24 protein-coding genes are annotated in these 26502 nt (G+C 72.6%); 9 read left to right on the top strand and 15 right to left on the bottom strand.

Features of this window, described 5'->3' with window-relative positions:
- Positions 1 to 19: 19 nt before the first annotated feature.
- The 11 genes from LE181_RS06590 to LE181_RS06640 form a co-directional block, all read right to left on the bottom strand.
- Entirely contained in the window at positions 20 to 1039 is a 1020-nt protein-coding gene (locus LE181_RS06590) for a calcium-binding protein (protein WP_225660206.1), read from the bottom strand.
- 140 nt (positions 1040 to 1179) lie between these two features.
- Positions 1180 to 1788 carry a dienelactone hydrolase family protein gene (locus LE181_RS06595; RefSeq protein ID WP_225660207.1) on the bottom strand — a complete coding sequence of 203 codons (609 nt, stop codon included), beginning with the start codon at positions 1786 to 1788 and terminating at the stop codon, positions 1180 to 1182.
- Positions 1789 to 1935: 147 nt separating this feature from the next.
- A complete protein-coding gene (locus LE181_RS06600) occupies positions 1936 to 2559 on the bottom strand; it encodes a GAF domain-containing protein (protein ID WP_372458269.1) in 624 nt (207 codons plus the stop codon).
- Positions 2531 to 3430: a S8 family peptidase gene (locus LE181_RS06605; protein ID WP_225660208.1), complete on the bottom strand. Its 900-nt coding sequence runs from the start codon at positions 3428 to 3430 to the stop codon at positions 2531 to 2533. The genes LE181_RS06600 and LE181_RS06605 overlap by 29 nt, the downstream gene beginning before the upstream one ends.
- The gene (locus LE181_RS06610; protein WP_225660209.1) at positions 3427 to 6525 is read right to left on the bottom strand and encodes an adenylate/guanylate cyclase domain-containing protein; all 3099 of its coding nucleotides are present in this window, start codon (positions 6523 to 6525) and stop codon (positions 3427 to 3429) included. The genes LE181_RS06605 and LE181_RS06610 overlap by 4 nt, the downstream gene beginning before the upstream one ends.
- A gap of 48 nt (positions 6526 to 6573) precedes the next feature.
- Complete coding sequence (locus tag LE181_RS06615; RefSeq protein ID WP_225660210.1) at positions 6574 to 6813, bottom strand: aroma-sacti cluster domain-containing protein; 240 nt, start codon at positions 6811 to 6813, stop codon at positions 6574 to 6576.
- A complete protein-coding gene (locus LE181_RS06620; protein ID WP_225660211.1) occupies positions 6810 to 7466 on the bottom strand; it encodes an iron-containing redox enzyme family protein in 657 nt (218 codons plus the stop codon). The genes LE181_RS06615 and LE181_RS06620 overlap by 4 nt, the downstream gene beginning before the upstream one ends.
- Positions 7463 to 8512 (bottom strand): radical SAM protein, encoded by a 1050-nt coding sequence (locus LE181_RS06625; protein ID WP_225660212.1) that lies wholly within the window; start codon positions 8510 to 8512, stop codon positions 7463 to 7465. The genes LE181_RS06620 and LE181_RS06625 overlap by 4 nt, the downstream gene beginning before the upstream one ends.
- A 16-nt stretch (positions 8513 to 8528) precedes the next feature.
- Positions 8529 to 9932, bottom strand: coding sequence for an MFS transporter (locus LE181_RS06630; protein WP_225660213.1), 1404 nt, complete (start codon positions 9930 to 9932; stop codon positions 8529 to 8531).
- Entirely contained in the window at positions 9929 to 11113 is a 1185-nt protein-coding gene (locus tag LE181_RS06635; RefSeq protein WP_225660214.1) for a radical SAM protein, read from the bottom strand. The genes LE181_RS06630 and LE181_RS06635 overlap by 4 nt, the downstream gene beginning before the upstream one ends.
- Positions 11114 to 11274: 161 nt before the next feature.
- Complete coding sequence (locus tag LE181_RS06640) at positions 11275 to 11565, bottom strand: hypothetical protein (RefSeq protein ID WP_225660215.1); 291 nt, start codon at positions 11563 to 11565, stop codon at positions 11275 to 11277.
- 223 nt (positions 11566 to 11788) lie between these two features.
- On the opposite strand from LE181_RS06640, the gene LE181_RS06645 reads away from it, so the two are divergent.
- Positions 11789 to 13621 carry an AfsR/SARP family transcriptional regulator gene (locus tag LE181_RS06645; protein WP_225660216.1) on the top strand — a complete coding sequence of 611 codons (1833 nt, stop codon included), beginning with the start codon at positions 11789 to 11791 and terminating at the stop codon, positions 13619 to 13621.
- Between the two features lie 42 nt (positions 13622 to 13663).
- Here LE181_RS06645 and LE181_RS06650 read toward each other — a convergent pair whose 3' ends face one another.
- Complete coding sequence (locus LE181_RS06650; RefSeq protein WP_225660326.1) at positions 13664 to 14554, bottom strand: JmjC domain-containing protein; 891 nt, start codon at positions 14552 to 14554, stop codon at positions 13664 to 13666.
- 631 nt (positions 14555 to 15185) lie between these two features.
- On the opposite strand from LE181_RS06650, the gene LE181_RS06655 reads away from it, so the two are divergent.
- Entirely contained in the window at positions 15186 to 15473 is a 288-nt protein-coding gene (locus tag LE181_RS06655; protein WP_225660217.1) for an Lrp/AsnC family transcriptional regulator, read from the top strand.
- Between the two features lie 65 nt (positions 15474 to 15538).
- Here LE181_RS06655 and LE181_RS06660 read toward each other — a convergent pair whose 3' ends face one another.
- On the bottom strand, positions 15539 to 16762 hold the full coding sequence (locus LE181_RS06660; protein WP_225660218.1) for a beta-ketoacyl-[acyl-carrier-protein] synthase family protein: 1224 nt from the start codon (positions 16760 to 16762) through the stop codon (positions 15539 to 15541).
- A complete protein-coding gene (locus tag LE181_RS06665) occupies positions 16752 to 17024 on the bottom strand; it encodes an acyl carrier protein (RefSeq protein ID WP_225660219.1) in 273 nt (90 codons plus the stop codon). Before LE181_RS06665 ends, LE181_RS06660 begins: the two co-directional genes overlap by 11 nt.
- A gap of 279 nt (positions 17025 to 17303) precedes the next feature.
- Here LE181_RS06665 and LE181_RS06670 point away from each other — a divergent pair, with 279 nt between their 5' ends.
- Together LE181_RS06670 and LE181_RS06675 are read left to right on the top strand one after the other, a co-directional pair.
- Complete coding sequence (locus tag LE181_RS06670; RefSeq protein ID WP_225660220.1) at positions 17304 to 18311, top strand: terpene synthase family protein; 1008 nt, start codon at positions 17304 to 17306, stop codon at positions 18309 to 18311.
- A gap of 3 nt (positions 18312 to 18314) precedes the next feature.
- Positions 18315 to 19694, top strand: coding sequence for a cytochrome P450 (locus LE181_RS06675; RefSeq protein ID WP_225660221.1), 1380 nt, complete (start codon positions 18315 to 18317; stop codon positions 19692 to 19694).
- A 27-nt stretch (positions 19695 to 19721) separates the two neighbouring features.
- Here the strand turns inward: LE181_RS06675 and LE181_RS06680 are convergent, their stop codons facing one another.
- Entirely contained in the window at positions 19722 to 20984 is a 1263-nt protein-coding gene (locus LE181_RS06680) for a phthiocerol/phthiodiolone dimycocerosyl transferase family protein (RefSeq protein WP_225660222.1), read from the bottom strand.
- Between the two features lie 304 nt (positions 20985 to 21288).
- Between LE181_RS06680 and LE181_RS06685 the strand changes: the two genes are divergently transcribed.
- The 5 genes from LE181_RS06685 to LE181_RS06705 all read left to right on the top strand — a co-directional run bounded on the left by LE181_RS06685 (position 21289) and on the right by LE181_RS06705 (position 26315).
- Positions 21289 to 22662, top strand: coding sequence for a cytochrome P450 (locus LE181_RS06685; RefSeq protein WP_225660223.1), 1374 nt, complete (start codon positions 21289 to 21291; stop codon positions 22660 to 22662).
- Between the two features lie 26 nt (positions 22663 to 22688).
- Entirely contained in the window at positions 22689 to 23330 is a 642-nt protein-coding gene (locus tag LE181_RS06690; RefSeq protein ID WP_225660224.1) for an ATP-binding cassette domain-containing protein, read from the top strand.
- Complete coding sequence (locus tag LE181_RS06695; protein ID WP_225660225.1) at positions 23327 to 24094, top strand: hypothetical protein; 768 nt, start codon at positions 23327 to 23329, stop codon at positions 24092 to 24094. Before LE181_RS06690 ends, LE181_RS06695 begins: the two co-directional genes overlap by 4 nt.
- 131 nt (positions 24095 to 24225) lie before the next feature.
- Positions 24226 to 25281, top strand: coding sequence for a hypothetical protein (locus tag LE181_RS06700; protein WP_225660226.1), 1056 nt, complete (start codon positions 24226 to 24228; stop codon positions 25279 to 25281).
- Between the two features lie 134 nt (positions 25282 to 25415).
- Complete coding sequence (locus tag LE181_RS06705) at positions 25416 to 26315, top strand: LysR family transcriptional regulator (RefSeq protein WP_225660227.1); 900 nt, start codon at positions 25416 to 25418, stop codon at positions 26313 to 26315.
- Positions 26316 to 26502: the final 187 nt, after the last annotated feature.

The following is a 26502-nucleotide window of genomic DNA, read 5'->3' on the forward strand; positions in this document are numbered from 1 at the left end:
CGGCCCCGGGCCCGCGGCGCTAGGTCCGGCAGTGGGTGACCGTGCCGCCCGCGGTGTTGTCGGTGCGGCAGGTGTTGTCGCCCCCGCCGCCGTCGACGGTCCCGTACGGGCCGAGGACGACCGGCGTGGCGCCCGGTCCCTGAATGACGTCATCGTCGTCGTCCCCGGAGACCGTGGCGTATCCGTCCTGCCCGGCGGACGGCACCTCGATGAGGTCGGCTCCGGCGCCCCCGCTGACGTAGGTGGCGCGCGCCCTGTCGCCGGTGCCGATCGCCCCGACGCGGATGACGTCGTCGCCTTGGTCCCCGTCGACAGTGGCGGGCTTGGGCAGGCGGGATTCTATGGGGGTCGTCCCGTCCACGGTGATCTTGTCCGCACCGGGGCCACCATGGAGGGGGCCGGCCAGCTTTCCGACCGTGATGGTGTCGTTGCCGGCTCCGCCGTCGAGACGGCTCGCCTTGTCGTATCCGGGTACGCGGAAGGCGGCGAGGCGGAGGACGTCGTTGCCGTCACCGCCGTTGACCGAGCTGCTGTACACGTCGCCGGTGGTGATCACATCGTTCCCGGCACCACCGTCGATGTCCCCCAGGTACGACACCGCACCGGTGGTGATGGTGTCGTTGCCCGCACCGCCGTGGATGGGTCCCTGGACGCTGAACGGGTCCATGCCGGTCACGGTGACCTTGTCGTCGCCGTCACCGCCGTCGATGGACCCGCGGACATTTCCTCCGCTGCCGCTGGAGAGGATCTTGTCGACGATGACGACGTCGTCCCCGCCGAGGCCGTTGACCACGCCGGCCAGGTGACCGCTGACGTCGTCGTCGCCCCTGACCTCGATGATGTCCGCCTGGTCGGTTCCGCTGAGGGTCGTACCGGCGGGGACGCCCTGGGTGCACACGAGGTGGACACCGCCGGCCGGCAAGGCGCTGCTGGTGCAGCCGGGCGGGAGAGCCGCGGCGGTCGCGGCCGGGGATGTGGGCGCGGCTACGAGTACGAGACCGGCGACGAGCGCGCCGGCGGCGGTGTGTCTGAAGGGCATGACTGTTCCCTCCTTGAAGGCATGCATATGCCAGGGGTGAGGGCCAACAGCGTTCCCGTGGAACCGGGACTGCACAAGCGGGAAAGCGGACGGATCGGTGTCGCACCGGCTGGGCTTCGTCGGTCAGAGAACTCTCACTGTCACCGGGACAGCCCCAGGAACCGGATCGCCGATTCCCACGCCTGAGGGCCGTGCTCGGCGGAATAATGGGGGCTCCCGGGATCGCAGAAGCCATGGCGGGACGGGTAGATCTCCGTCACCACATCTCTTCGGCCTGCCAGCTTCTCTGCGACTGCCGGTGCCGAGAAGCTGGGCTCCTGCTCGGCGAAGACCACAAGGCACGGCGCGGCCGGCTGGACATCCAGGTGGTCACGGATACGAGATCCGTAGAAGCAGACAGTCTTGTCGACTGCGCCTGTCCCGGAAGCGAGCCATGCGCTGGTGGCTCCGACGCTGAAGCCGATGCAGAGCACTCTGCCATAACGCTCGCGCAGGCTCCCGGCGAACTGCACGAGCGATCGGCTCATGCTCATCACGCCAGGATCCCGCATGAATTCCCGGTATGCCTGGCGCTCGTCCTCCCGGGGATACACCAGGCCCGACGGCAGAAAACTGGGCGTGAAGACATCGCACCGGTAGGAGCGAAGCATGCTGGCAACGCCGATGATGTGGTCGTTGACACCGTAGATCTCGTGGGCAACGACCACAGCAGTGTCACGACTGTGGTCACCCGGCGATCGGCTTGTCATGAAGGGAATGTAACCGAGCTCGCGACCCAGATGTTCAACGGGAGGCAGCCGGCCTTACGGGTGCCGGAAAGACCGCTGCCCGGATGTGCGGACAGCGCGGGACCGGTGGCGAGCAGGAGGCAACGTCACCGAACTCCGCCGGGCGTTTCAGTTGAGCGTGTTCGTCCTCTCCCGCAGGAACTCCTTGAATGCCTCGACGAGTTGTACGCCGATCTCGGCACCCTGGGCGTCCAGCGGGCCCGGCTCCTCCCGTGGGGCGGCCTCCCGGCGGCGGTCGCGCACGACGCCGAGGGCGGTGGCGGCCTGCCCGGCGAAAAGGGAGAGGAGGTCGAGCTCGCTCAGGCTGGACCGCACCCGGGGCGAGGGGTCGAGGACCTCCAGGACGCCGAGCACGGCCCCGTCCTCCACGAGGGGTGCCGCCATCAGGGAGTCGGGCACGTAGCGGGTCGACTCGGCCAGGTCGCGGGCGAAGGTGCGGCTGCCCGCCAGGTCGTCGGCCACCACGGCCTCCCCCGAGGTGACCACCCAGCCCGCGATGCCCCGGTCGGCCGGGAACCGCGTCCCCACCAGGAACTCCTCGCCCTCGCCCGACACCGCCTCGAAGACCAGCTCCCCCGACGCCTCGTCCAGCAGGAAGATGGAGCTCGCCGCGGCCCCGAAGATCGCCCGGGCCACGTCCACGACCGACTGCAGCAGTCGTCCGCTCCGGTCGTCGGCCGGTCGCGCCGCGGACGTCGCCGCCTCAGCCCTCTGGTTGTCGTCCTGCGGCACTGCGCACCTCGTTTCCCGCGCCTCCCGGGAGGCGGACGTTGCGAGCGGTCAGGTGGAGAGCGGTCTTCAGCTGGAAGACGGTCATGCCCGGGTGCCGGGCGAGCACGAGGGCGCAGAGCCCGGAGACCCGCGGCGTGGCGAAGCTGTTGCCGGTGCTCTGAATCGTGCCGCCGCCGGGCCAGGCCACCGTGACGTTCTGGCCGTGGGCGAAGAACTCCACCGGCGGCCGGGGGTTGTACAGCACCAGCGACGGGTCCTCGCGGTCGTGGCTGCCCACGGAGATGACCGAGGAGAAGCGCCAGGGGAAGCTCTCCACCGGGGAGTTGTGGGCCGATGCCACGAGGGCCGTCCGGCGGAAGAACGCCTCGTCGGCGAGCTCGCGGAGTTCGTCGGCGAACTGCCGGCGGGTCGTCGACAGGCTCATGTTGATCACGTCGAATCCCTGCCGGACCGCCCAGCGCAGCCCGGCCAGCAGCGCCCGCCCCGATCCGGAGAAGCTCTCCCCGAGGACCCGCACGCTGTACAGCTCGCATTCCGGGGCGACTTCGCGGATCACGCCGGCGCACGCGGTGCCGTGGCCGCACACGTCGCCGGTGTCCGTCTCCTCGACCGCGTGTCCGTCGCCGTCGGCGACCACGACGTACGCGCCGTCGACGGGACCGACCAGGGGGTGGTCGCGCTCCACCCCGCTGTCGACGACGCACACGCGGGCGCCTCTGCCGCGCGAGCCGCCCCACAGCCACGCGGGGGTGGGTGCCCGGTCCCAGCTGGTGGTCACGGTGATGTCCGCGGCGTCGCGGCCGCGCAGCCCCCAGCTCAGCGCCGCCGGGAACGGTGGGCGGTCGGCGGACGGCGGGTCGGGACGGCTCATGCGGGCCTCCCCTCGCGCAGCAGTTCCCGGACCACGCCCACCCCGGGCAGATGGCCCTTGGCAGTGAAGTGACGCCGCGCGACGCGCGCGGCACGCGCCGCCCGGTCCGGCGCGGACAGCAGCAGGTGGGTCTCGGCCAGGTCGAGGGCCGCGACGGCACGGACGACGGGCGAGTCGGTCCGCCGGGCCTCGGCCTCCGCCCGCCGGGCCGCGGACAGCGCCGCCTCCCGGTCCCCGCCGGCGGCGAGGCGGGCCCGTATCCCGGCGAGGTCGGCGGCCTCGGACGGTGCCGGGGCGGGGCCGGTGCCCTCCGCGAACCGCCGCGCCTCATCGGGACGTCCCCGCTCCAGGAGCACCCGGGCCAGGGCCCGGGAGGCCCGGGCGAGCAGCGCGCTGTCGCCCGCCCGGCGGCACGCGCCGACGGCCCGCCGCAGCAGCCGCTCGGCGGCCTCGTAGCGCCCCGCCAGGGCCTCGACCTCGGCGGCGAAGATCGGCAGGAAGAGCTCCGACTCCGCGTAGCCCAGGTCGCGGGCGAGGCCGCGGGCCGTGTCCAGGCAGGCGCGGGCCTCGTCGAAGCGGCAACGCAGGGCGAGCAGGACGGCGAGCGGACAGTTCAGGGTGAGGCGGACGCTGCCCCGGTCCGGTCCCTGCCCGGCCAGCAGCGCGGAGCACTGTGCGATGCCCTGCTCCGCGGGTTCCGGCCCGAGCCACAGGGAGACCCCCGTCGCGCCGAGGGCCATGGCCCGTTCCCGCTCGGCGCCGGCGCGTTCGGCGTGCCGCAGAGACACGGCGAGCAGGTCCCGGGCCGTACCGTGCAGGCCCAGGACCTGCCGCTCCTGGGCGAGCCGCAGATGGGCCCTGGCCAGGCCCAGGTCGTCGGTGCGGGCGCGGAAGACCGGCATCGCCTCACGGGCGGCCGCGGCCGCCGCGGCCATGTCCGTGCCCGGTTCCAGGGCGGCCAGTTGCATCCGGGCGTGGGCGGCGGTGCGGTCGTCCCGCGCCCGTTCGGCGGCGCGCAGGGCCCGACGCAGCAGGTCGGCGGCCTCGGCCGTCCGGCCGAGCAGCGCGAGGGCCTCGCCCAGGCGTTCGGCGCCCACCGCCCACGGCTCCTCCTCGGGGCGGGCGAGTTCGGTGGCCCGGCGCAGCAGGTCGGCGGCCCAGGACAGGTCGGCGCGGGCGAGGGCGGTGTCGCCGGCGGCGGTCAGCCGCCGCGCGGCCGACCGCCGGACGGCCTCGGCGTGCTCGTCGGACAGGCCGAGGCCGGCGCGCAACCGGTGGGCCCGTTCCAGGTGACCGCCGGTCACCGCGTCGCCGGCGCCGCGTTCCTCAAGGACGCGGGCGAGCAGTTCGTGGGTCGCGGACCGGACGAGCTTGGGCACCGCCCCGTAGGTGACCTCGTGGACGAGTGCGCTGGTGAAGCGGTGGGCGCCCGCCCGGCCGGGCAGTGGTTCCACCAGTCGCCGCCGGGTCAGGGCCTCCAGCGCCTCGGGCACGACGGCCGCGGGGTCGTCCGACCGGGCGGCCAGCTCGGCCAGCGTCGCCGCGTCGAAGTCGCGGCCGGCGACCGCCGCCCGGTCGAGCGTGCCACGGGTGGCCCGCGGCAGGGCGTCGATCCGTGCGGTCAGCAGGGCGTGGACGGTGAGCGGCAGCCGGGCTCCGGCACCGTTCTCGGCGATGACCGCGAGGAGCTGCTCCAGGACGAAGGGGTTGCCCTCCGCACGCTCGACCGCCCGCCCGGCCGCGCCGGGGTCCACCGGTGCGGACGCGCCGAGCCGGGCTGCCAGCAGGGTGGACTGGTGAGGGGTGAGCGGGGGGACGACGACACGGTCGGGGGACTCCCCGGGCCCGCCCCACCGCTTCTCCAGCAGTTCCGGTCGGCCGGCGCACACGAACAGCACCGGTGAGTCCGAGAGCGCCGCCGCGATCCGGTCGACGACGTCCGGCAGTGCCGGGTCGGCCCATTGGCAGTCGTCGAGGACCAGCACCCGGGTGCCGTCGCGGGCCGCCGCCCGCAGGACGCGGACGACGGCCGCGCAGGCGTCGCCGAGGGACGGGGCCGGCATGCCGTCGGCGAGCAGGCCGCGGTCGAGGACCGGCAGGGCCGGGGCGGCCTCCGGGGAGGAGGTCACCGTCCGGCGGACGTCCGGCCTGTCGAGCAGCTGCCGCAGGGCGTCGGCCAGCGGGCTCAGCGATCCCCGGTGCCGGAAGGGGTGGCAGCGTCCGCTGCCGTGGCGGGCGTCCGGGCCGCCGCCGGGACCGCCGAGCCACTGCCGGACCAGCCGGGTCTTGCCGATGCCGGCTTCGCCGCTGATCAGCGCCACCCGGGCGGCGGCCTCGCGCGCCACCCGGTCGGTGATCCCGCGCAGCGCGGCCAGTTCGGCCTCCCGGCCGATGAACGGCACGTCGAACCGCCGTACCAGCTCCGGATCGTCCGGACGGACCGCGAGCAGCCGGTAGGCGGTGGTCTCCCCGTCCTTCCCCTTCAGCCGCAGCGGCCCGGTGGGCTCGACGACGACGGAGCCGCCGGCCGCCTCCCGGGTGGCGGCTCCGATGAGGACGGACCCGGCGGGGGCGTGCTGCTCAAGCCGGGCCGCGACGTTGACCACCTCGCCCGAGACCAGCGCCTGCCGCACGGAGGCGTCCGTGGTGGCGACCACCTCGCCGGTGTTGACCCCGATACGGACGTCCAGCCGGACGCCGTAGGTGGCGGCGAGCTCCTGGTTGTAGCCGTCGAGGGCGTCGAGCATGCCGAGGGCGGCGGCCGCGGCCCGCCGGGCGTCGTCCTCATGGAGCGTGGGGACGCCGAAGACCGCCATGACGGCGTCCCCGATGAACTTCTCCACCGTCCCGCCGTACTCCTCGATCCGCTGCCGCATCAGCGTGAAGTAGCGCAGCGTCACATGCCGGAGGATCTCCGGGTCGAGCCGTCCGGACAGCGCGGTCGAGCCCACCAGGTCGCAGAAGACGACGGTGACGACCTTGCGCGTCTCGGCCGGCGCGGCGGGGGCGTGGTCGCCGGGGGGCGACGGGTTGCCGCAGGCCGGGCAGAACCGCGCACCGCCGGGAAGGGCGGTGCCGCAACCGGTGCACTGCATGGGGCGGTGCCTGCCTTCCTGGGGGCCGGTGACGGGTGTGGCGTGCGGTCAGAAGAGGGCGGCGCCGGCGATGACGTTGTGCGCCTGGACCTCGGGTTCCACGGCGTCGAGCCGGCTCCGGAGATCCGCCAGCAGCGTTACCTCGCCGGCCGTGAGCCGGGCGAAGACCTCCCGTTGCTCGTCGGTGAAGGCGGTGACGGGAAAGCCCGCCGCCTCCAGCGCGCCGAGCGCGTCCCATGTGTCGTCGCCCGTGAGCTCGTTCGTGTCGTCGTTCGTGTCGTCGTTCATGCGATGGCTCCCAGGGTGTCGAAGAGGTCCGTCAAGGCGGCGACGGTGTGCAGGGCGCTCAGCGTGACCGCGTGCACCTGTGGTGGCGTCAGCCGCAGCCGGTCCAGGAGGTCGAACACGGCCGCGCTGTGGCCGGTGTCGGCGTGCGCGTGATGGCGCAGCGTGCGGAAGGCGGCGTCCGGCAGCGCGGTGGCCGCCGCGAGCCTGCCGGCCAGGAGTGGCGCGGGCGCGTTGGACTCCAGGGCGGCGATGTAACCGAGGAGGCAGGCGGGGTGGTAGTGGCGGATCCAGTAGTACTGGGCGCCGACGAGGGCCGCGACCAGGGGCCGGGGCGGGGTGCGCCCGGGGGCGTACGGGTCCTCGCCGGCGGCCGCCAGATCCTCCAGCAGCCAGGCGTCGTGGCCGCGCTCCTCCCGGGCGTGGTGGCGCAGATAGGCCCGCAGCGATCCGGACGTGCGGTCGCAGTGCAGGGCGGCGGTCTCCATCAGCGGTACGGAGGCCCGGACGATCTCGTGCATCGCCGTCAGGTAGGCCGGGTAGCGGCGCTCCAGCCCGGGCCGGCTCCACAGCGCCGCGGTCGACCGCTCCAGGGCGGGCCCGGCGAGGCCCAGGACGTGCCGGAGGCGGACGCCGTGGTCCGGCCCCGCCGTCACGGCGACCGCCCCTCGACCGGCGGGGTCCGGGGGGCGACGAGCCCGGCGTACGGCGGGCATCCGTAGCGGCGGGCCAGGGCCACCGGGCCCGCCGCGACCCTGCGGCGGGTGGCTTCCCAGTCGAGCAGGGCGCCGACGGGCCCCTCCCCGGTGGTGTGCGCCCGGCGCAGCGCATCGGGATTCTCGCCGAGCGCGCGGCAGTTGGCGCACGTGTCCCGGGGGCCGGCCGGGGGGCCGAGCGAGCGGATGGTCCGCAGGACGGGGGATCCCGTCGCCCGCTCCCGTACGGCGGCCCAGTCGTCCGTGGCGGCGGAGCCGAGCCGGAGGTGGGCGGGCCGGGCGGGGCCGTCGACGACGTCCTGGTTGCAGCAGGCGGTGATGGTGCCGTCGACGGTCAGCACCGGCCAGGCGGCCATGGCGCAGGGCTCGCCGGTGTCGGCGGCGGCGGGGCGGGCGGCCCATGCCGCGGCCCGGCCCGCGGGGCGGATTTCGCCGACGAGCATGGGGACCGCATCGCCGAAGGCCCGCAGGACGTCGGCGGTGACGTCGGCGAGGTACGGGTCGGCCGGACCGTCGCCGACGATGTGGAGGCTGACGTCGACCGCCCGGTCCAGCAGCAGGCGCAGCGCACCGAGGACGGCGCGGCGCGGGACCTCCCGTTCGTGGAAGGCGTCGATGCTCAGGGAGAAGTGGTCGACGGCCTCGGCGACCGCCAGGACCGCGGCCGGGACGGTGCCGTGCCGGGCGAAGAAGCCGCCGGTGAGCACGGCGGTACGGGTCCCGACGGCGCGGGCGGCGGTGGCCAGTTCGGTGAGCAGCGCGGGGCGCAGCAGGGGTTCGCCGCCGGTGAAGAGGGCGATGCCGGGGTGGTCGTCGGTGGTGAAGCCGGCGAAGAAGCGGCGCAGGACGGCCGCGTCGGCGTGGCCGCCGGCCATGGTCGAGGCCGTGGAGCAGTGGGCGCAGTGCAGCGGGCAGCGTGCCGTCAGGGCGACCAGCACTCCGCCGGCCGGCACGGGGCGGGCCGCCATGATGTCGGCCAGGTGCATGGTCGTCCTCCCGGGGTCACGCGGTCGAGGGGCCGGCGCGCCGGTTGCCGGGCGGGGCGGCGGCTCCGGGCCCGGGCCGTCCCGCGCGATCCGGGTCGTCCCCGCTCGTCGTGTCCTCCGTGGCCGCCGCGTCCTGCGTGTCCTCCGTGGCCGCCGCGTCCTGCGTGTCCGCCGCGTCCTCGGCGTCGGGTGCGGGTGCCGTCAGGTCCCGGGCCGCGCGCAGGGGAAGCCAACCGGCCGCCGTGGCCACCGCCATGGTGGCGGCCATGCACCACCAGGCGCCCCGGCCGCCGAAGGCGTCGAAGAGCGCGCCGGCCGTGACGGGGCCCAGCGCCGCCAGCCCCATCAGCAGGACGCTGGTGGCGGCGCTGACCCGGCCGACGAGCCGACGGGGGGTGCAGGAGTACAGCGCCCGGCCGATCGCCACGCCGGCCGCGGGCGAGAGGGTCATCAGCACCGTGAGCAGCGCGCCGGTGAGCAAGGGGGAGTACACCGCCGCGAAGACCGCCGGGACGGTCGTCCACACCGTGCCGATGCCGAGGAGGATCGTCCGTACGCTCAGGGCTTTCACCAGGCGTGGGGCGAGCAGGGCGCCCGCGACGGCCCCCACCCCGGCGCAGGACAGGATGAGCCCGGTCCGGTTGCCGGATTCGCCGTGCGAGCGGAGGACGGCCACGACCATGACGTCCATGGCGGCGCAGACGAGGTTGACGATGCTGCCGTAGAGCATGATCGTGAAGAGGGTCCGCTGGCCGACCAGCCAACGGATGCCGGCGGTGATCCCGTCGCCCTCGCGCGGGGTCCGGTTCCCGGTGCGGTCCGTCCCCGCGGCGCCCGCCGTGATCAGGCCCAGCAGCACGGCGGAGAGCAGGTACGACGCGGCGTCCCACACGAAGGGCAGCATCCGGTCCGCGGCGTACAGGGCGCCGCCCGTCGCCGGTCCGACCAGGGCGGTGACGGCCTGGACGGCCTGGCCCAGGCCGAGGGCGTCCGCGAGCTCCTCCTCGGCGACGACGTCCCGCGTCAGGCTGATCGCGGCGGGGCCGAAGAGCGCGGTGGCCAGCCCCTCGCCGGCGGCGACGAGCAGGAGGTGCGGATAGGTCAGCGCGCCCAGCGCACCGGCCGCCGGAATGCTGCCGATCAGGACGAGCCGCACCAGGTCCGTGCTCACCATGACCGTACGCGGCCGCCACCGGTCCACCAGATGGCCCGCGGGCAGCCGGAAGAGGAGCCGCGTCACCAGCGAGACCGTGGCCACGGAGCCGGCCCGCGCGGCGCCGCCGCCGATCCCGAGCACGAGGAGGGGGAAGGCGATGGCGGAGATGCCGGTGCCCAGGCCCGAGGTCAGGTCGGCCAGGAACGCCAGCCGGTAGGCGCGGTTGCGGCGCAGGATCCCGGGGGCCGGCGGGCGCGGGCTCACAGGCGGCCCGAGGTGTACAGGTAGTCCAGGACCCGGCCGTCGACGCGGTCCTGGAACGCGGCCGTCGTCTTCGGGTCCGCTTGCTCGTACTCGTACCCGCAGGTCACCCAGCGGTCCCGGACCCGGTCGACGTCGAGGTAGCCGTCGTCGACGGTGCCGACGGCGAAGCCGTGCTTCCCGGCGGACTGCCAGCTGCTGTAGAGGGTGCCGTCCGCGTTGACGACCGCGCCCGTCCGGCCGCCCGGTGCGGAGCAGATCTGGCAGGTCGTCCGCATGCCGGGGCGTGCCACTTCGAATCCTGCCTCCAGTGCGGCGATGTGCCAGGCCACGAAGCCCTCGCAGACCTCGTCGGCGTGGCGCAGGTCGTTGCCGTAGCCGAAGCCGGCGTCGCCCACCCAGGCGAAGGTCATGGTGCAGCGCGCGGGGTCGATGCGGGTGCCGAGTTGGTCGAACAGCTCGCCGATGCGGTCGAAGTTGTGGTGCGAGACGTTGATCCTGAGGTTCCAGCGGAGCCCGGTGGCCTCGGTGACACGGGCAAGATTGCGGACGATGGCGTCGAAGGTGCCGCCGCCCGCATGGGTGACGCGGATCCGGTCGTGGTCCTCGCGGCTGCCGTCGAAGGTGATCTGCGCCCCGCGCAGCCCGGCCGCCTCCAGCCGACGGGCGAGGTCGGGGGTGAGCAGCACCCCGTTGGTCGTCATGGTCGCGAAGGACAGCCCGATCTCCCCCGTCCTGCGCAGCAGTTCGAGGCAGCCGCGCCGGTTGAGCAGCGGCTCGCCGCCGAAGAGCAACAGGTAGAGCCGGTCGAGACCGGCCTCGGCCATGCGTGCGGCGGTGAAGCCGACGATCCGGTCGACGATCTCGGAGGTGAGCCGTTCGCGGCCGATGCGCGGCGGGCGGTGGCCGCCGCTCCGGTCGAGGTCGGTGTTCTGGAAGCAGTACCCGCAGCCGAGGTTGCAGGCCGTGCTCGTGAGCACCGTCAGGGAGTACGAGGTCGCGAGGCGCGGACGGTAGGCGCCCTTGGTACGGAGGAACGCGTCGATGTCGGCCCGCACCGTCCCGTCCGGGGCGACGTGCCCGGGCCGGAGCAGCGTCCAGGTCCGGTTGCCGATGAACCACCACCCGTGGGCGCTGCTGATCAGCCGTGGGGCGTCGACCTCGTCCAGGCGGGTGCCGATCATGTCTCTCCAGACGGCGGAAGGGCGGGAGGAGGACCGGCCCGCGCGGGCACGTGGCGCGGCCGCGCGGGCCGGCGGACGGCCGGTCCGGCCGGGTCGGGCTCAGGAACGGCCGGTCCGGCCGGATGGTTGCTCGGGAACGGCCGGTCCGGCCGGGTCGTTGCTCAGGTGCTGCCGAGCTGGACGCCGCAGGGCTCGAAGCCCTCGTCCTCCCGGTCGCTGTGGGCGACGACGTCGTCCTCGTCCCCGGTGACGCCGAGCTGGACGCCGCAGGGCTGGTAGTCCCCCTCGCGCTCCTCGGCGCTGTGCGCGACGACGTCCGTGTCCTCGTCGTCCGGGGTGTTGCCGAGCTGGATGCCGCAGTCGCCCCGGGCCGCGGGTGTGCCCGCGCTGTGGGCGATCACGTCGTCGGGCCGCTCTTCCTCGCCGTGCGCGGCGACGTCGTCGTTGGCCATGGTCCGTCTCCCCTCCGTGGCGCCGTCGGAGGTCTTCCGACGGCTTGTCCGCCACGCTAGGAAGCCCCGGTTTGGAAGCGGTATGCGGGCAGTTGGTCTCCATGTATCGAGCACGCGTCGCCCCGCCGGCCGCGCGAATCGCACTCGCGTTCTTGACATGCCCCCGCACCGCGGCTACGGAAAAGCCGGGGGGCAAGCACCGTCATCTCCAGGGGGGCGCACGATGCATCAGGGACCGGACCATGACCGGAAACCGCCCGTCAGTTTCGGAATCCTCGGGCGGCTGACCGTCACCGTGGGCGACCACCCTGTGGATCCGGGGCCGCCCAAACAGCGATTACTGCTGGCCTCCCTTCTGTGCAATGCCAACTCCGTGGTGTCCACCGAACAGCTCACCGACACCTTGTGGCACGCGGACCCGCCACGCACCGCCCGCAAGAACCTTCAGGTCTACGTCGCGGCGCTGCGCAAGGCCATCGGCGGCCGCATCCGCTGGTCCTCCCCCGGCTACGTGGTGGACGCCGCCCCGGAGGAACTGGATCTGCTGAGATTCGAGGCGTTCACCGCGAGTGGGCGCCGATTGCGCCGCCAGGACGACAAGGAGGCCGCGGCGCGCCTTCTCGGTGCCGCGCTGCGATGTTGGCGGGGGCCGGCGCTCCCGGAATTCTCTGCTCATTCCCGCATCGTGCGGGAGACGTCCCGGCTCGATGCCAGATATCTGGCGGTCTATGAGGACTGGGCGGAGATCCAGTCCGCACTCGGGAACCACGCGGAAATCCTCGACACCATCGACGAACTGGTCGCCGAAAACCCCTTCCGGGAACGGCTCGGGGTCGCCAGGATGACCGCGCTGGTCCATTGCGGCCGCCACGCCGAGGCGCTGGCCCACTACGACGACGTACGGCAGCGCATGGCCAGGGAGTTCGGCATCGAGCCGAGTCCGGTCCTGACCCGGCTCCACCGGAGGATCCTGGAGGGGACCGCTCCGCGGCCGGACCCTGCGGCCGCGGAGGCGTCCGGCGCGGCCCCCGCGCGGCGGTATCAGGCCAATCATCTGCCGCGCGACGTACCGGACTTCGTCGGCCGTCGCGAGGTGGTCGGCCGGCTGGGCGAGGCGCTCGGCGACCCCGGCTCGCGCATCGACGTGGCCGTCGTCACCGGACCGGTGGGAGTGGGCAAGACGGCCGTGGCCGTACGGACCGCCCACCTGGTCAAGCACCGCTTCCCCGACGGACTGCTCTTCAGCGTCCTGCGCGGTGCGGACGGGCTGCCGCGCCGGCCCTCCGACATCGCCGCCGAGCTGCTGCGCCAGGCCGGCTTCCCGGAAGCGGCCTCGCCTGCGGGCGGGGACCCGGTCGTGCTGTGGCGGTGCCGGCTCGTGGACCGCACCGCGCTGGTCGTCCTGGACGACGCGGTCGACGAGGCCACGGTCCGCGCGCTGCTGCCCGGCGCGGGCGGCAGCCGGGTCCTGGTGACCAGCCGGCGCAGACTGGGCGGCCTGGAGGCGGTGCTGCGCACGGAGCTGGGCGCGTTCACCCGCGCCGAGGCGCTGGAGCTGCTGGGCCGGCTCAGCGGCCGGCGGTGGCCGCCGGCCGAGACGGCGGACGCCGAACGCGTGGTCGAGATCTGCGGCCGGGTCCCGCTCGCGGTGCGCATCGTCGGCACGAAGCTGGCGATGATGCGGCACATGGGCCTCGGTCGGTACGCCGACCGGCTCGCCGACGAGAGCGCGCTCTTCGACGAACTGTCGGTGGGAGACCTGTCCGTACGGGCCCGCTTCGACGACTGCCTGCGCGCTCTGCCCGCCGACTGCCGCAGCGCGGTGACCCGGCTCGGCGGGCTGGCCGGCCCGGTCTTCCGCGGCGACGACGTCCCGGGCCTGACCGACGGCCGGCCCGGCTCCGCCGGCCAGGTGCTGGCGCGGCTGCTCGAACTCAACCTGGTGTCCGTGCCCGACGCCCCCGACGTCACCGCCCACTGCGAGCTGTACGGGATACCGTCGCTGCTCCACCGCTACTTGCGCGGTGCCCCGCGTCCGGTCGAGGAACCCCGCTGACCCGGTACGCGCCCGTACGCACCCGTACGCGCCCCGCCCGCCTCAGCCGGGTCCGCCGCCGGGCCCGGCGAGCGCGGCGGTGAGGACTCCGGGGACACGGGGTGCGGGAACGTCGGCGGTGCGGAAGGACGAGGGGCGGACGTCGGACCAGCGGAGACCGCCCAGGGCCTCGGTGAGCAGCGCGATCCGTTCCCGGAACATCTCCGCGCGGTCCACCTCGGCGAAGGCGGGCGGGAGCGGCTCGGTCAGGGCGGGGCCCGCCACCGCCTCGGTCAGCAGGGACCGCAGGACGGTTCCCCAGGTCACCGTGCGCACGCTCACCGACAGATGGACCGATCCCTCGTCCGCCGTGGCACCGGCGTGCAGGAAGCCGCGGGGAATGTAGAGGCACTCGCCCTCCTTCAGCACCACGTCCACCAACAGCCGCCGCCCGTCCGGAGTGCTCACGCGCCATCGCTTCGCGCCGCTCAACTGGCGGAGGAAGACGCTGACGGGGTCGGCGTGCCGGGCCACTCCCCGGGCACGGGCGGGCGTGACGAAGACCGTGCAGTCGGTCTCGTAGCCGGTGTCCCGCGCCACGGCGGCGGCGAAGGCGGCCACCTCCGCGCTGTAGGTCTGCAGGTCCTCGACGACCAGGGTGGCGCCCTCGGCGACCTGTCGGACGGCCTTGGCACCGTCGACGATCCGCTCCCGGTTGCGGCCGCCCGTCTCCCTGCCCCGCGCGGCCCGCTCGCGCGGCACCTGCTCGCCGTCGCGGAAGAAGCGCACCGCCGACAGCGGCAGACCGCCGAAGAGCAACCGCTCCGCGGCCTCCACCGAGAAGACGTCGGCGAAGTCGTCGTACGGGGCGGCGACCAGCGGGGCCCTCTCCCAGGCCGCGGTCAGCGCCCGCAGGTCGTCCGTCAGCCGGAGTATGCCGCCGTCCGGAACCATGTTCACCCTTCCGCCGGTGCCCTGTGGCACAACTGTAGGGAGCCTGGGTTTGGCTCCGGTATGCGGACGGCTCGCGCGAGCCGCTCTCGGTGGCCCCGCAGTTCCTTGGCGCGATGCGCCCGGAGGCGCCAGGGACGCTGTGGCCGGGCCACGTGGCCGCGCCGACCGAGAAGAGGTTCGGGACGACGGTGCGGTGCGGGGGCCGACCGGGCAGCGGACCCGGTCCGCACATGCCTTCTCCGCCTCCTCCGTCCGGCCATCGGAGAGATCGTCCTCCTCCGCGGCGCCGCGCGAGCGGCATCCTCCACCGACCCGCTGATCCGTTACGTCCACGACCGCGCGTTCCTCCTGCTGCGCAACCTGCTCCCCCCCCCGGTGGCATCCGCGGCGTTCTGTCCCTCGTCGGAGTGGGCGAGCTCGACACCGCCGCCACCACCACCGCCGACAGCCGTGCCGTCGCAGCCACCATCGGCGGCGCGACCTTCGCCGTCATGGAGATCACTCCCGCGCCGAGCCGGCCGAGGACGGCCGGGCCGGCCTGCCCGGGCTCGCGGTCGCCACCGGTCGCTCGTCCTCCAGTGTCCAACGCCGCCTCGAACGCCTCAGGGCCCAGGGCGCGCTGGGCTTCTCCGTGGACTTCGCGCCCCGGCACCTGGGCTACCACCTGATGACCCACCTCTGGCTACGGGTGGCTCCCGGCGAGGTCTCCGCCGTCGGCCACGCCCTGGCCACCCACCCCGAAATCGCGTTCGCAGCCGCCACCACTGGTCCGCACAACCTCGTGGCCACCGGGGTCTTCCGCGGCGGCCACGACCTCTACGATCACCTCGACCACCGCATCGGCTCGCTTCCCGGCATCCAGGCCGTCGAGACCGCCCCCGTCCTCCGCGAGGTCAAACGGCTCACCGCCCGCACCTGACCGGGATGTGACGACGGCTAGGAGAAGCAGGCCCCGTACCGCCGCCGCGAGCGCTACCCCAAAGTTCAGTCGGTTGTGAACAGCAAGACGGCGTTCTGGCCGCCGAAGCCGAACGAGCAGCTGAGGCCCGTTTTCCCGGCCACCGGGCGTGGCTGGTCGGCGACGATGTCCAGTGTGTGGTCGCCGTCCTGGCCCTCGAAGTTCGCCACCGGCGGTACCGTCCGATGGCGCAGGGCGAGGACCGTGTAGGCCGCCTGGATCGCGCCCGCTGCCCCGAGGGCGTGGCCGATCACGCCCTTGGCGGCCGTCACGGGGGGCGTGTCCGCTCCGAAGACCCGGGTGAGGGCCGCGGCCTCGGCCGCGTCGTTCAGCGGTGTGGAGGTGCCGTGCGCGTGGACGAGACCGACGTCTCCCGGGTCGCATGCCCCGTCCTCCAGCGCGGCGCGGATGACCCGTTCCGCTCCGTGTCCGTCCGGGTGCGGGGCCACCGGATGATGTGCGTCCGCTCCGGCGCCGTAGCCGCGCAGCACGGCCTGGACCGGTGCCCCGCGGGCGTCGGCGTGGGAGAGGCGTTCCAGGACGAGGACGGCCGCGCCCTCCCCGAGGACGAAGCCGTCCCGTGCCGCGTCGAAGGGACGGCTGGCCAGTTGCGGGTGTTCGCGTCGCCGCGACAGCGCCCGCATCCGCGTGAAGCAGGTGGCCGTCATGCGGGAGCGCGCGGACTCGCTGCCGCCGGCCAGCACGATGTCACAGGTCCCGGACCGCAGCAGGTCCCGCGCGACCCCGATCGCGGTCGCGCCCGAGGCACAGGCGCTGGACGTGGTGAAGTTCGGCCCCCTGGCACCCAGGTCGATCGCGACCTCGCCCGCGGCCATGCTCGGCACACTGCGCGGCAGCGCGAGCGGCGAGACCCGCACGGGCCGGTCCGCGCCGAGATGGCCGAACTCGGTGACGTACGTACTGAGGCTGTTGGCCCCGACTCCGAGCACGACTCCGACCCGCTCCGCCGGCCATGTGCCGGTGTCCAGCGCGGCGTCGTCGACAGCCCGTCGTGCGGCGGTCAGGGCGAAGTGGATAAACCGGTCCACGCGCCGGGCGAGCGACCGGCCGAGTTCGGCCGCGGCGTCGAATCCGGTCACCTGGCAGGAGAAGTCGACGGGCAACCCGGCGAGTTCGGGGTCGGGGGCGGCCAGGGAGCGGCCCCGGCACAAGGCCGTCCAGTTCGCCTCCGCCGTGTGCCCTGCCGGAGTCACCAGGCCGAGCCCGGTGACCGCGATCTCAGGCCGCATGCTCGAACGCCCGGGCCGCCTCACCGAGCGTGGTGTCCGGGAACAGGTCCAACTCGCCCTCGGCAAGGACGATGCCGAACTCCTGCTCCGCCGCCACGACCAGTTCCATCAACGACAGCGAGTCCATCCCGAGGCTTTCGAAGGTCGTCTCTACGGTCAGCTGCTCCGGCGCCACCTCGACGTCGAGGTGGCCGGTCAGCAGGGCGACGAGCCGCTCGGGCAGTGCCCGTTCCGTATCCGGTTGTTCCGCATCCTGTGCCATGACGTGATCCTCGCAGCGCAATGGCTGTGACATGGCGTGCCCGCATCGCGGGGCCGGGGCCCCGAGGATCACGGCCCGGCCCCATGCTGCACGTCCGACCCGATCACGAACTACGTATCCGTGAAACGGTGGTGACGGATTCGGACACAAGATCACCGTGGGGCGCCCGGAGCCTCCTGCGTACGCTCGCCCGTTGGAGTGGATCCCCCTGGGTGGAGTGATTGTGTGCAATCTCGTCGGCGCAGCATCCTGGGGAGTCCAGCGAAGGAGCAGCCGAGCGTGACGCAAACCGGAGCCGTTTTCACCACCCCGTGGCCCCTTCGGATCAACCCGCACCTGGATCAGGCCCGCGAGAGCGCGCTCGCCTGGATGCGGAGGTTCGGCCTGCTGGACGGCGAGCAGGCCGAGAGGGACTTCGTCGACTGGCGGCTGGCCGAAGTGGCCGCCTTCTTCTACCCCAACGCCAGTGCCGAGGAATGCTGTACGGCGGCGCAGATGATGGGCTGGTACTTCCTGCCGTTCGACGACCAGCTGGACGGTGAGATCGGTCGTCGTCCCGGCACGGTGGCGGCTGTCTGCAACGCCCTGATCGGCATCGCGCACGGAGTGTCCGGGCCGGAGGCGCACGACACGCCAACGGTGCGGGCCTTCGCCGATCTGTGGAGCCGGATGGTGCGGGGGATGTCCGTGCCGCTGCGCACGCGCGTGGCGTACAACTGGACGTCGTACTTCTCCTCGCAGGTGACGGAGGCGATCGACCGCACGACGGGGTTCGCCCACCGCGACCTGGCCGACTACTTCTCGCTGCGGGCCGCCACCACGTGCGCCTTCGGCCAGAACGACCTGGGCGAGAAGTGGGGCGGCACCGAGGTACCTCCGGAGCTGTGGCACCACCCCGTGCTGCAACGCATGCGGCAACTGGGCGCCGACGTCGTCGCGTTGCGGAACGACTCCATGTCGCTCAGGCACGAGGACGTCACCAGCGGACTCAACGCGATCCACCTCATCCAGCGCAGTCGCGGCGGCTCGCGGCAGGAAGCGCTGGCCGAGGCGTCCCGCCACGCCCAGGAAAAGGTCGACGAACTCGTGGAGCTGGAGGAGGGGGCTTTGTCACGACTGGTACGGGCCGTCGACCGGGGTCAGCGTGCGGCTCTGCGGGGATACGCGGACATCATCCATGACTGGATCTGCGGTGACTACGAATGGGAACGGATCACCACACGCCATGACCAGTACCGCGTCATGCCCGACTGGGCGTCCGGTCTCCTCGTGGGCGCGGGGAGCTGAACGATGACGACGACAAGCCTCCCGGCGTCCCTCGTTCCCGCCCCGCGCGCACCCGGTGCCCTGCCCGGCGTGGGCCACCTGCGGCAGCTGCTCGTCGACCCGACCCGGTTCCTGACCCGTCTGCCGTCCTACGGCGATCTCGTGGAGATCCGGCTCGGCCCCCGCCCCACCTACGTGGTCTGCAGTCCCGAACTCGTCTCCGAGATCCTCGTGCGCCGCCACCGCGACTTCGACAAGGGCGGCCCCTTCTTCGACAACATCTCCGTGTTCTTCGGAGACGGCCTGGCAACCTGCCCCAACGCCAAGCACACCCGGCTGCGCCGGCTGACCCAGCCGGCCTTCCACCCGGGCAAGTTGCCGGGGTACGCGGAGCAGGCGGGCCGCGAGACCACGACCGTCACCCGGGGGTGGCGCGAGGGACAGGTCCTGGACGTGCGCCGGCTGATGCAGGAACTCGCGATGCGGATCACCGTCTCGACGATGCTGGCCTCATGGTTCGACGACACCGGTGCGGACGCCGGCGCGGTCCGCCGCACGCTGGGTGACGTGGACGTCCTGGTCAGTGGCGCGTTTCTGCGCATGGTCGCGCCCGGCCTCGCCCGCCTGCCGCTGCCGACCAACCGGCGCTACGCACAGGCCCGGGACTCCTTGTACGCGCACATCGACGCCACCGTCGCCGCCTACCGCCGCGCCGGTACCGACCAGGGCGACCTGCTGTCCATGTTCCTGGCCGAGGACGGCGACGGAAACGCGCTGTCGGACACCGAAGTGCGCGAGCAGGTGATGACCATGTTCATCGCCGGTATCAGTACGACCGCCGCCATGCTCGCCTGGACCTTGTACTACCTCTCGTTGGACGACGACCTCGACGCGGCCGTCGCGGCCGAGGCACAGAAGGTCTGCGGCGGCGGCCCCGCCCGTCACGAGCAGCTTCCACGGCTGACGACCCTGACGGCCGTGGTGACCGAGGCATTCCGGATCAGGCCCTCCGCCTGGCTGTTCAGCAGGACCGCCGTCACGGACACGTCCTTGGGCCCCTACCGCGTGGCAGACGGTGCCGACGTCCTGATCAGCCCGTACATCATTCACCACCGGCCCGATCTCTTCCCCGAGCCCGACCGTTTCGACCCGGGGCGCTGGACCGGCGACGGACGCAGCTGGGCCAAGGCCGAGCGGGCGATGGCGATGGTGCCCTTCGGGGCCGGGTCCCGCAAGTGCATCGGACACGACTTCACCGTCATGAACGTCGTGCTGCCCCTGGCGACCGTCCTGGCCGACTGGAAGCTCACCCCCGCCACGTCCCGCCCGGTCAGCCTCATCGGGCGCAGCATCATCGAACCCCGCAACCTCAAGCTGCGCCTGCACCGACGCCAGGTGTCCTAGCGGGGACCGCGCCGCTGTCCACCGCGCCTACTCGCGCAGTGCGCGGTGGACAGCCCCTTCGATGGCCTCGGCCAGGTCGTCGGCCTGCCGCGCGGTGAACCAGTCCGCGGCCATGACCAGGGTGATGTCGAGGCCCGCGGTGTCGTCCTGGCTGCCGGTGAGAAAGACCGAAGGCAGGGGGCCGGGAGGAAGGGCGCACCCGTCGATGGGGCCGGAACTCAGGTCCGGGGGAAGCTGGAGCGGCGGGGTCTTCGTCGTCAGATCGCTCACCAGCACACTGATCGGAGCGTGCGCCACTTCGTCCATCAGCTCGGCGGTCGCGGCGATGGCCTTCTGCACCGTGTTGTTCAGGACCGCTTCGCGCAGTTGCTCCAGTACGCGGCGCCCGATGCCCAGCGGATGGCAGTCGGGCCCCACCTCGACCACGGCTTGCGAGGCCGTGGCGGCCAGCACCATCTCGTGCATGGACATGGGCGGCCTGAACCGCCGCCGGAGATCCAGAGCGGACAGGCACGTCATGGGGACGGTGCCGTCCGGGAAAGGCGTCTGCGAGTGGACGGCGCACAGTGCGATGCCGCAGGCCAGCGCGTGCAGGCTCATGCGTGCCGCCTTGGCCGCGCACGTCAGCTGATCTACGGACCCGGCGGACAGCGGCACCCGCCTCCTGTGGACGCCGGCCTGCGCTCCCGTGCTGCGGCCGGCCGCGCAGGCGGGAATGCACGCAGGGACGAGATCCCGGATCTTCGCCGAGCGGTTCCTCAGGAAGTCGTGCAGTTCCTCCGCGGAGAAGCGGGCACGGAAGTGCTCCTCGACGGGACGGGGCAACCCGGCGGTACGGGGCGGCAGCACAGGCGCACGGCCGGCGACGCGTGCGCTGTAGCTGCGCCACAGGGTGTGCAGCAGCGTCAGCGCACTGACACCGTCGCTGATGGCGTGGTGGACCGACAGCGCCAACCGGTGGCGGTCCTCCGCCTCCTCGGTCACCACGACTCTGAACAACGGCGTGTCCGGCGCGTAGGGCGACCCGGCCTCGTCGCCACCGTCGGCCACACCCAGACGCGGACCGGGCACCGAGGGGTCCAGCCGCAGGACATGCCCCTGATCCGAGGCCACGATCCGCGCGGACAGCACGGGGTGCAGGACGAGCAGGTCCTCGACCGCGGACGCCAGAGCATCGAGGTCGAGCCGGCCGTACAGCCGCTGGCTGAAGTGGATCGGCGTACCGAACGAGACGAAGGCCGCCTCGCTGGCCGCGAGCGGGCGTTCCTCCACCGCGGTGGCGTCGGTCAAGATGAGCTCCTTGCAGAGGCCGCGGGCCGGCACTGCGGTCAGGGCCGAGGGCCGACACGGCCGGTACCCGCGCCACGATGGTGGTGCGCTCTCGGCGCTACCGCAACGCGGGCCGCTCCCGGTTCACTCCCCCGGGGTCTTCGCCCGTCAACACCCTTGGTATGGCTTCAGCCGAACGGCTCAAAGACCCACCCGGACGGTGCGGCAGCCCACCGAACAGAGCCGCTCCGGCGCCGCGTTGACTAGACACGTTCCCGGACATCCGATGCCGCCCCCCCGCCTGTGCGCAAGGAGCCCATTCCCCATGAGCGGAACACGATCCGACTTCCGATTCACGCACGCTCCCGGCGCGTTGCCGGGACTGGGACACGCACTGCGCATCTGGAGAACGCCGCTGCCCTTCCTCTGCTCCCTGCCGGCCCGGGGAGATCTCGTACGCGTGCGACTCGGGCGGCAGTCCGTCTATCTCGCCTGCCACCCGGAGCTGGTCGACCAAGTCCTGCGGAAATCCCGCACGTTCGACAAGGGAGGCCCGGCCCACGACGAGGTGCGCGCGCTCCTCGGGGACGGGATCGTCACCTGCCCGAACGCCGTGCACAAGCGGGTACGGCGCCTGGTCCAGCCGGCGTTCCAGCGCACCCGCGTCTCCGCGTACATCACCCCCGTGGTCGCCATGGTCGACGCGATGACCGGTGCCTGGCGGCCCGGCGTTCCGTTCGACGTGACGCGGGAGATGACGGACATGGCGACGATGGCCGGCGTGCGCGTGATGTTCGCCGCGGAGATCGCGGAGCACTACCGGGACGAGACCCAGGCCTGTCTCCAGGCGATCATCAAAGGCATCCACCGCGAGGCGTTCACCTCGGCACTCGGAGCGCAGTGGCTGTTCCGCCGCCGCACCCGCCGGTTCCACCGGGCGCTGGCCCGGTACAAGCAGGTCGTCGACGAAGTGATCCTCGCCTACCGCCGCTCCAGTGCGGAGCACGCGGACATCCTGTCCATGCTGCTGGCGGCACGCGACGACGCCGGGGATCCCATGACCGATCACGAGGTGCGTGAGAACGTCATCAACATCTTCGCCGCGGCGACGGCACCGGGCCACGCCAGCGCCATGGTGTGGGCCCTGCACCTGCTCGACCGTCACCCGGACGTCGCCCGTCGCGTCCAGCATGAGATCGACGATGTCCTCGGGGACGATCCGCCGGACGAATCGGCCGTACAACGCCTGGAACTCACCCGGCACGTCGCCTTGGAGACGCTGCGGCTGTACCCGCAGAGCTGGCTCCTCACGCGCTCCGTCGCCACCCCCGTCGAACTGGCCGGGCGGACCCTGCCACCGGGCACCGGCGTGGTCGTCAGCCCCTACCAGCTGCACCACCAGCCGCACCTGTTCCCGGACCCCGAGCGGTTCGACCCCGCCCGCTGGGCGCACGGCACCCCCGGCCCGCGCGGGGCGTACATCCCGTTCGGCAACGGCTCCCGCAAGTGCCCCGGAGACACCTTCGCGCTCACCGAGATCGTCGTCGTCCTCGCGCGGGTCCTGCAGAACTGGACCCTTCAGGGGGAAGGCGCGTCGTCGGGCCCCGTCCTGCCCCGGGTCAGCACGATGCTGCAGGCCCCGCCCATGGTGATGACGCCCCGTCCCCGCGGCTCCCGCCCCACGGCGACACGCGTCTGAACGACCACGCACCCCTACGAGGACCCATGCCCCTCTCTCCGCCCACGGCCACCGGCACCGCCCTCAGCGCGCGGGACATCCACAAGGCATTCGGCAAACGCGTCGTCCTGGCCGGCGTCGACCTCACCGTCCGCGCCGGGGACACCGTCGGCGTCGTCGGGGAGAACGGCGCCGGCAAGACCACCCTCCTGCGCATCCTGTGCGGTGATCTGCGCCCGGACAAAGGCACCGTGACCGTCCACGGCACGATCGGCCACTGTCCCCAGCACCCCGTTCTCAACCACGCCCTTACACCGTTCCAGCACCTCCGCCTGTTCCAGGAAGCCTTCCGCCTCCCCCACCTCGACCGTGCACACGAGCTGATCGACCGGCTCGCCTTCGCCGACCATCTCCACGTTCCCGTCAAGGTCCTCAGCGGCGGCACACGGCAGAAGCTCAGCCTCGTCCTCACCCTCATGGACGATCCCGACGTGGTGCTGCTCGACGAGCCCTACCAAGGCTTCGACTGGCAGACCTACCTGGCCTTCTGGGACCTCGCCGCCGCCCGTCGCGCGGCCGGGCGCGCCACCGTCGTCATCTCCCACCTCGCCTACGACACCGACCGTCTGGACGCCGTCGTCCAGCTCGGTCGCCGAGCGGCCGGCATGACCGAGGGAGCCGACGGGTGAGGGCCTACCGCGTCGCGGCCCGCTACAACCTGGCCGAACTCGCCAAGAACACACTCGCCGCTCTCCTGCTGGCCGTCCTGATCCCCCTGTGGATCCTCGCCGCACCGCACATCTTCGCGCCCGCCTCGCTGACCTTCCGGCTGCGCACGACCGGCCGGACGCTCACCGCCTCGACGGACCACGTGGGCATGGTCCACGGTTGCCTCGGCGTGGTCATGCTCCTGATGGCCTTCCTCACCTTCAGCGCCGCCCGTCAGGCCGGACCCTTCGACCGTCGGCTCACCGCCGCCGGCTACCCGCGCACCCCGCTCCTGCTGGCCAAGGCGACCGCACTGCTCTCGGCCGCCGCGCTCGTCGCCCTGTACACCACCGCATGGACGCTGGCCGTATGGTCGCCCCGCCACCCGGGGTTCCTGTGGCTCGGGCTGTTCACCGCGTGCCTGGTCTATGGCGCGCTCGGACTCGTCCTCGCGCTCTTCCTGCCCGGTGAACTCGAGGGCATGGTCGTCATCTTCGTCACCAGCAACCTCGACCTGCTGCCACAAAGCCCCCTGGTCAACCCCGATCCGCAGGGGTTCCTGGGCCCCTTGCTGCCGATGTACGGCTCCATGCAGACCTGCCTCGCCGCCGGCCTTGCCCCCACGATCCCGCTCCGGCCCGTAGTCGCAAGCCTCACCTGGACAGGGGCTCTCACCCTCATCGCTCTCCTCGCCTTCTGCATCCGCACCGCGAGCGGCAGCGCAGTGGTGCTTCGCGCCAGGTAGCAGGCGACTGACCGTGATCGGGCCCTTCGCCGGGTCGTCACGCAACAGCCTCACCGCGATGAGTGGCCATGGTTTTGCACTCCGTGATCACAAAATGGATGATCTCGGTCGTGACAATATTTCTCGCCATCTTGACGGCCGCACTCTTCGCGTGGCTCGGCTGGACTTTCGTGGCCCCTGCCCGCCTCGCGGCTTGGGCCCGCGACCACTTCGTCCCGGCCGAGTACGGGCTCGTCCCCCGCGAACAGCTGGACCCGCGCCGGGCCGGTCCCCCGATGCCTGCCTACCGGCACAAGGAGAAACAGGCCATCGCAGACGCGTCGTGGGAGGGCGACTGGCGGCCGGCCGCCGCGTACGTGGAGGCTGCGGGCCAGGACTGGGACGAGCGGTGGTCCCGGCTGGAGTTCCTGCAGCAGGTCGCCGACGACGGCGACGCATGGCTGGACGACTGGCGCCGCGCGCAACCGGAGAGCTGCGCCGCCGCCACTCTCCACGCCCAGATGCTGCTCCACCACGCCTGGAGAATCCGCGGCACCGAGTACGCCGACAAGGTCCCGGCCGAGCGGATGAGGCTCTTTCGCGAACTGCTGCCCGACTCCATGAGGGCCGCACGGGCAGCCACCCTGCTCGCGCCGCACGACCCCAGCCCGTGGGTCGTCATGGTCACCGCCGCCCGCGGGCTCCGGTACCAGCCCCAGCACTTCCGCCCCCTGTGGCAAGAACTTGTCGCACGGGCTCCCCACCACTACGCGGGCCATTGGCAGGCCCTGCAGTACTGGTGCGCCAAGTGGTACGGCTCGAACAAGCTGATGCTTGAGTTCGCTGAGCAAGCCGTGCGGCACGCCCCCGCCGGAAGCCCTCTGGCCGGTATCTACCTGCACGCCCTCGACGAGCTCGCGGAGCGCTCCGGCACCTCTGCCCTCCGCACATCACGCAGGACCAAGCGCCTGCTGGAGGACGTCGCCCGTTCCCTGCACCAGGTCCCCGGCGACGACGAGCGGCTGCCCAGGCTGCGGCACCTCCTGGCGTACTACCTGGGCAAGGCCGGCCGGTACGACGGGGCGCTGGAGCAGTTCCGGCTGATCGGCCCGTGGTGCGGCGCGGAGCCGTGGGCCGAGAAGGGCGACCCGGTCAGCGCGTTCGACCTCGCCCGGGGCATCGCCGCGAAAAAGGCCAAGGGGCGTTAACTCTGCACCGGCTTCGCAGCCTGCGAGCGCACCCCAGAGGCAGTCAAAGCGCCGTTCCCCTCCCGGACTTTGAGGGTCCGCGCGCTCGTGCACCAGGTGAACATCGGGTTGCAGGAGACGCTTAGGGTACGGCGATGGATATCTTCCATCTGCGCTACTTCGTGGCGGTCGCCGAAAACCTCAGCTTCTCTCGGGCCGCACGTCAACTGCACATGGCCACATCGCCGTTGAGTCAGCGAATAAGAGACCTGGAACGCGAGCTCGGCCAGCGGCTGTTCGACCGGGATTCGCACCACGTGGCCCTGACCGGCGCCGGCACGGCGCTACTGCCCGTCGCGAAGGACGTCCTCGGCCGGTTCGACGACATCCCCTGGCAGTTGCGCCGGGCCCTGGGGCCCGAGCGGCAGACGGTGTACGTGGGGGTGGTGCCGGCCCTGCACCCGCGGCTGCGGGAAGGGCTGGAACGGGTCGAGGAGCGCTGCACCGAGGGGTTCGACGTCAAGCGCTGGCCCGGAAACAGCGCGAACCTGGTGAACGCGGTGCAGCGCGGCGACCTGGCCATGGCGCTGGTGCACCTGCCGGTGCACGCCGAAGGGATCGAGGTGCTGGAACTGCTGCACGAGCCGCTGGGCGCACTGCTGCCGGCGGCGGAATTCGGCTCGCGGAGCTCGGTGTCGCTGAGCGAGCTCACCGACCACACCTATGTGACGTCGGCTCCCGGGACGCTCCCGACGTATTTCGATCAGTTGCGGGTGCGCCTCAAAGCCGCGGGCATCCAAAAGGAAATCACCCTCAACATCGGGGATTATGCGAGCGTCCGCGAAATCGTGGCGAACGGCTCGGTATTCGCCATCACCCTGCTCAGCGCGAAGAGCGGCGACAGCGGAAGGGGGGCGAGTGTCGTCCTGCCCTTCCGGGACTTCTCCCCCGCCCTCGCGACCGGGTTGATCTGGCGCCGCGACCGGGCCGAACCGGACGGCGACCTGCACGGACTGGTGACGGAGGCCGGGGCCGTGTTCACCGGGCCCTCCTGAAACCGGCGTCCAGAAAGCGGCGTGACCACTGCGGTCACGCCGCTTTTCGCGCTTTGGTGTCACTGATCGCTTGGGTTCCAACACTTCACCGGACTAGCGTTTTCCCAGGACGTGGGAACGCCCCGCAGAAGGTGCGGGATTCCCCCTTTCCCGTACCCGTTCTCCGTAGTGGAGTGTTGATGGAATC

It is taken from the genome of Streptomyces sichuanensis (genome assembly GCF_020328095.1).
GTDB lineage: Bacteria > Actinomycetota > Actinomycetes > Streptomycetales > Streptomycetaceae > Streptomyces > Streptomyces cinnamoneus.